We start from the raw sequence: 5,634 nt of genomic DNA, 5'->3' as shown, positions 1-5,634 counted from the left end.
CCGCAACACCGGCTGGCGGCGGGCTCCGGAGCCGTGGATCGCGTTCCTCGACGACGATGTGGTGCCGGGACCGGACTGGCGGCGGGCCCTGGCCGCCGATCTGGCCGCCGCGGGCGGCGGCACGGGCGGTGTGCAGGCCAGGATCAGTGTGCCGCTGCCGCCCGGCCGGCGGCCCACCGACTGGGAGCGGAGCACCGCCGGGCTCGCGGGCGCCAGCTGGATCACGGCGGACATGGCCTACCGGCGGGCCGCGCTGCTGGACGCGGGCGGCTTCGACGAACGGTTCCCCCGGGCCTTCCGGGAGGACGCCGACCTGGCGCTGCGCGTGATGGCGGAGGGCTGGGACCTCACGGTGGGGGAGCGGCGCACGGCCCATCCGGTGCGCCCGGCCGGCCCGTGGGCCTCGGTGCGCGCCCAGGCGGGCAACGCGGACGATGTGCTGATGGCCCGGCTGCACGGCCGGGACTGGCGGCGGCGGGCCCGGGCGCCGCGCGGCCGTTTCCCCGCCCACGCGGCGGTGACGGCGGCGGGCGTGTCGGCACTGCTCGCGCTGGGGGCCGGGCGGCGGCGGGCGGCGCTGGCGAGCGGCGCGCTGTGGCTGGCGGGTACGGCCGAGTTCGCTGCCGCGCGGATCCGGCCGGGGCCGCGCACCGGGACGGAGCTGTGGCGGATGGTGGTCACCAGCGCGGCGATCCCGCCGGTCGCGGTGGGGCACTGGGCGCTCGGGCTGGCGCGGCACCGGAGGGCCACCCCGCACCCGGTGTTTAAATCGGACATATCGGGCAACTCTCGGGGGCATGGCTGACGACTCGGCAGCCGGGGCCAGGCCCTGGCTCTTTCCGCCCGGTCCCTGCCGCCCGGCCCGGCTCCCCACCGGCGGCGAGCGGCGCGGCCCGCGGGCCGTCCTGTTCGACCGGGACGGCACCCTGATCGAGGACGTCCCCTACAACGGCGACCCCGCCCTCGTCCGGCCGCTGCCCCGGGTCCGCGCCGCGCTGCGGCTGCTGCGCGACCACGGCGTGGCCCTCGGCGTCGTCAGCAACCAGTCCGGCGTCGCCCGGGGCCGCATCGGACACGCCGAGGTGGCGGCGGTACACGCCCGGGTCGAAAGCCTGCTCGGCCCCTTCGGCGTCTGGGCCGTCTGCCCGCACGGCCCCGCCGACGGCTGCGGCTGCCGCAAACCGGCCCCCGGCCTCGTCGCCGCGGCCTGCCGACGGCTCGGCGTCGCCCCGCGCCACACCGTGGTCATCGGCGACATCGGCAGCGACCTGGACGCCGCCCGCGCCGCCGGAGCCCACGGCGTCCTGGTGCCCACCCCCGCCACCCGGATCGAAGAGGTGGCCGCCGCGCCCCACCGCGCCCCCGACCTGCTGACCGCCGTACGCGCCCTGCTGCGGCCCGTCCCCGGTACGGCGGGCACCCCGTGACGGCGCCCCGCTCGCTCCCCAGCACCCTCGTCGTCCGGCTGGACAGCGCGGGTGACGTCCTGCTGGCCGGACCCGCCGTCCGGGCGGTCGCCGCCGGCTCCCGCTCCGTCACCATGCTCTGCGGCCCGCTCGGCGAAGCCGCCGGGCGCCTGCTGCCCGGCGTGGACCGGGTGGAGGTGTTCGACGCGCCCTGGGTGCGGCTGGCCGCCCCCGCCACCGACCCGGCGGAGGTGGCCGGCCTCGTACGCCGCATCGAGCGCGGCGGCTACGACCGCGCCCTCATCCTGGCGTCCCAGCACCAGAGCCCCCTGCCCGCCGCCCTGCTCCTCAAGCTCGCCGGCATCCCGTGGATCGGCGCCGACAGCGAGCACTACCCCGGCTCCCTGCTCCAACTGCGCCACCACCGCGCCGCCCACCGGCACGAGGCCACCGCGGCGCTCGAACTCGCCGAGGCCGCCGGCTTCCGGCTCCCGGCCGGCGACCGCGGCGAACTGCGCGTCCGCACCCCGCCCGACACGAGCGCGCTCACCGGGGAAGGGCCCTACCTCGTCCTGCACCCCGGAGCCGCCGTCCCCGCCAGGACCTGGAGCGCCGACCGCGCCGCCCGGGCCGTCGCGGCGCTGGCCGCCGCCGGACACCGGGTCGTGGTCACCGGCAGCCCCCAGGAAGCCGCCCTCACCCGGCACGTCGCCGGACGGCACGGCCTGGACCTGGGCGGACGCACCCGGATGGGGGAACTGGCCGGCGTGCTCTCCCGCGCCCGGCTCACCATCGCGGGGAACACCGGCCCCGCCCATCTGGCCGCCGCCGTACGCACCCCCGTCATCAGCCTGTTCGCCCCCGTCGTCAGCCCGGAACGCTGGCTCCCCTACCGCGTCCCCCATCTGCTCCTCGGCCGGCAGGACTCGGCCTGCGCGGGCAGCCGGGCCCGCGAATGCCCCGTCGAGGGCCACCCCTGTCTGGACTCCGTCACCGACGAGGAGGTCCTGGCCGCCGTCGACCGGCTGACCGTGAGCGCCGCCCCCAGCGTCCGCCCGGCGGCGGCACCCGCACCAGCACCAGCACCGGAGGAACGGACATGAACATCCTCATGTGGCACGTGCACGGCTCGTGGACGACCGCGTTCGTCCAGGGCCCGCACACCTATCTGCTGCCGCTGCTCCCCGGGCGCACCGCCGACGGACGCGGCCGGGCGGACAGCTGGAACTGGCCCGCCTCGGTGCTGGAACGCACCCCGGAACAACTGCGCGACACACCGGTCGACCTCGTGGTGCTCCAGCGCCCGCACGAGGCCGAACTGGCCGAACGGTGGCTCGGCGGCCGCCGCCCCGGCCGGGACATCCCCGCCGTCTACCTGGAACACAACGCCCCCGACGGGAACGTCCCCGACACCCGGCACCCCTGCGCCGACCGCGACGACCTCACCCTCGTGCACGTCACCCACTTCAACCGGCTCTTCTGGGACAACGGCCGGGCCCCCACCGCCGTCGTCGAGCACGGAGTCGTCGACCCCGGCCACCGCTTCGGCGGCGAGAGGGCCGCCGCCGCCGTCGTCGTCAACGAGCCGCTGCGGCGCGGCCGGACCACCGGCACCGATCTGCTGCCCCAGCTGGCCGGAGCCGTCCCGCTGGAGCTCTTCGGCATGGGCACCGCCGGCCTGCCCGCCCGGCTCGGCATCCCGGAGCCCCGCTGCCGGGTGCGCGAACTGCCGCAGGAGAGGCTGCACACCGAGATGGCCCGCTGCCGGGTCTATCTGCACCCGGTGCGCTGGACCTCGCTCGGACTCTCCCTCGTCGAAGCCATGCACCTGGGCATGCCGGTGGTGGCCCTCGCCACCACCGAGGCGGTGGAAGCCGTACCCCGCGAGGCCGGGGTGCTCTCCACCCGGCCCGAGGTACTGGCCGAGGCGGCGGCCCGCTTCGCGCGCGACCCGGACGCCGCCCGGGAGACCGGCGCCGCGGCCCGGCAGGCCGCGCTGGCCCGCTACGGCCTCAAACGGTTCCTCGCCGACTGGGACCGGCTGATCGAGGAGGTGACCCGCTGATGCGGCCCCCCTGGCCCGGCCCGGCCGAACCCCTGGACATCGCCCTGGTCTCCGAACACGCCAGCCCACTGGCCGCCCTCGGCGGCGCCGACGCGGGCGGACAGAACGTCCACGTCGCGCAGCTGGCCGGCCAGCTCGCCCGGCGCGGCCACCGGGTGACCGTCTACACCCGCCGGGACTGCGCCACCCTGCCCCGCACGGTACGGATCTGCCCGGGCCTGGAGATCCGGCATGTGCCGGCCGGGCCCGCGCACAGCCTCCCCAAGGACGAACTGCTGCCCCACATGCCGGAATTCAGCGAGTTCCTGGAACGGGAGTGGACCCGCAGACCACCCCACCTGGCCCACGCGCACTTCTGGATGTCCGGCATCGCCACCTGGTGGGCCACCCGGGCGCTCGGCATCCCGTTCGTCCACACCTTCCACGCGCTCGGCAGCGTCAAGCGCCGCCACCAGGGCGCCGCCGACACCAGCCCGCCCGGGCGCATCGACTGGGAACGGCAGATCGGCTCCCACTGCGACATCACGGTGGCGACCTGCCGCGACGAGGTCACCGAACTCGTGGCCCTCGGCGTGCCGGTGGGCAAGGTGCGGGTGGTGCCGTGCGGCGTGGACCCCGAGTGGTTCTCCCCCCGGCCCCGCCCGGTCGGGGACGCGCCCCCGCACGGCCGCCCGTTCCGGCTGCTGCACATCGGGCGGCTGGTCCCGCGCAAGGGCGCCGAGGTGGCCATCGAGGCACTGGCCCGCATCCCCGGCGCCGAACTGATCATCGCGGGCGGCTCCCCGGGCGCGCCGCCCGGCCGCGACCCCGAGGTGAACCGGCTGCGCGCCGTCGCCCGGCGCAGCGGGGTCACCGACCGCGTCCGCTTCGCCGGGGCCGTGCCCCGCCCCGAGGTGCCCGCCCTGATGCGCGGCTGCGACCTGGTGCTGTGCCCGGCCACCTACGAGCCGTTCGGCATCGTCCCGCTGGAGGCCATGGCCTGCGGCGTCCCGGTGGTGGCCAGCGCGGTCGGCGGGCAACTGGACACGGTCGCCGACCCGGCCACCGGCCGGCTGGTGCCGCCGGGCGACCCGGCGGCGCTGGCCGCCGCCGTCACGGAACTGCTGAACGACCCCGCGCAGCGCGCGGCGTGCGGCGCGGCCGGACGCCGCCGCGTCCTCACCCGCTACCGCTGGGCGTCGGTGGCCGAGGCCACCGAACGCGTCTACCGGGACCTGCGCGTCCGGGACCCGGCCCCCGCGGTGCCCCGCGTCTGACCCCACCCGGGGACGGACCGACCGCCCCCCCGCGCGCCCCCGCGCACCACGCAAGCGTCCGGCCACCCGGCCGGTGGGGAGAAACCCACCCCCGGCCGCCACAGAAAGGATCGCCCGTGCACCCCACAGCCACCGCACGCCGCCACTGCGAGTCCCTCCGGCAGGCGCTGCTCGACTTCCACGAGGATCCGGAGACCGGACTCGCCGAAGCCGCGGACTGGGGCCGCCGGCTGGCCGTGGTGCTCGCCTCCGGCGGGCGCCTGCTGGCCGCGGGCAACGGCGGCAGCGCCGCCCAGGCGCAGCACATGACGGCCGAACTCGTCGGACGTTACGCGGGGGAGCGCGGACCGTACTCGGCGATCGCCCTGCACGCCGAGACCTCCGCGGTGACCGCCATCGGCAACGACTACGGCTTCGACGAGATCTACGCCCGGCAGATCGCCGCCCACGGCCGCCCCGGCGACGTCGCGCTGCTGCTGTCCACCTCCGGCCGCAGCGACAACCTGCTGGACGCCGCCACCGCCGCCCGCACCGCCGGTGTCCGGGTCTGGGCGATGACCGGCCCCACCCCCAACCCGCTCGCCGCACAGGCCGACTCGGTGGTGGCCATCCGCTCCGACTCGCCCGCCAGCGTCCAGGAAGCCCACCTGGTCGCGCTGCACGTGGTCTGCGAGGCGTTCGACGAAGCCCTCGCCGTGCCCGGCCGCGCGGCCGCCCCCCAGCCCGTGGTGATCCCGGCCGAGGACGCGGCATGAGCGGCCGGCCGATCGTCGTCGTCGGCGACGTCCTGCTGGACCGGGACATCACCGGCCGGGCCGGGCGGCTCGCCCCCGACGCGCCGGTGCCGGTGGTCGACGTGGCCGACGAGCGGTGCCGCCCCGGCGGCGCCGGGCTCGCCGCCGCGCTG

General features: G+C 77.5%; 6 protein-coding genes and 1 pseudogene. All 7 read left to right on the top strand.

Annotated features, from left to right (window positions below; genetic code table 11):
• On the top strand, positions 1 to 805 hold an 805-nt coding region (locus ACFV5N_RS23910), incomplete at its 5' end, for a glycosyltransferase family 2 protein (RefSeq protein ID WP_385603449.1).
• On the top strand, positions 798 to 1,427 hold the full coding sequence (locus ACFV5N_RS23905; RefSeq protein ID WP_385603446.1) for a D-glycero-alpha-D-manno-heptose-1,7-bisphosphate 7-phosphatase: 630 nt from the start codon (positions 798 to 800) through the stop codon (positions 1,425 to 1,427). The genes ACFV5N_RS23910 and ACFV5N_RS23905, both read left to right, overlap by 8 nt.
• A complete protein-coding gene (locus ACFV5N_RS23900) occupies positions 1,424 to 2,509 on the top strand; it encodes a glycosyltransferase family 9 protein (RefSeq protein ID WP_385603443.1) in 1,086 nt (361 codons plus the stop codon). The genes ACFV5N_RS23905 and ACFV5N_RS23900 overlap by 4 nt, the downstream gene beginning before the upstream one ends.
• A complete protein-coding gene (locus ACFV5N_RS23895; protein ID WP_385603441.1) occupies positions 2,506 to 3,471 on the top strand; it encodes a glycosyltransferase in 966 nt (321 codons plus the stop codon). Before ACFV5N_RS23900 ends, ACFV5N_RS23895 begins: the two co-directional genes overlap by 4 nt.
• Positions 3,471 to 4,727: a glycosyltransferase gene (locus ACFV5N_RS23890; protein ID WP_385603438.1), complete on the top strand. Its 1,257-nt coding sequence runs from the start codon at positions 3,471 to 3,473 to the stop codon at positions 4,725 to 4,727. The genes ACFV5N_RS23895 and ACFV5N_RS23890 overlap by 1 nt, the downstream gene beginning before the upstream one ends.
• Before the next feature lie 116 nt (positions 4,728 to 4,843).
• Positions 4,844 to 5,482, top strand: a complete 639-nt coding sequence (locus ACFV5N_RS23885) for an SIS domain-containing protein (protein WP_385603435.1) — start codon at positions 4,844 to 4,846, stop codon at positions 5,480 to 5,482.
• Positions 5,479 to 5,634, top strand: a pseudogene (locus ACFV5N_RS23880) (D-beta-D-heptose 1-phosphate adenosyltransferase); the annotation flags it as partial. The gene ACFV5N_RS23885 and the pseudogene ACFV5N_RS23880, both read left to right, overlap by 4 nt.

This window comes from Streptomyces sp. NPDC059853, assembly GCF_042731495.1.
Classification (GTDB): Bacteria; Actinomycetota; Actinomycetes; order Streptomycetales; family Streptomycetaceae; genus Streptomyces.
Note: the sequence above shows the minus strand (reverse complement) of the source record. Positions and strands in the feature narration are given on the sequence as shown.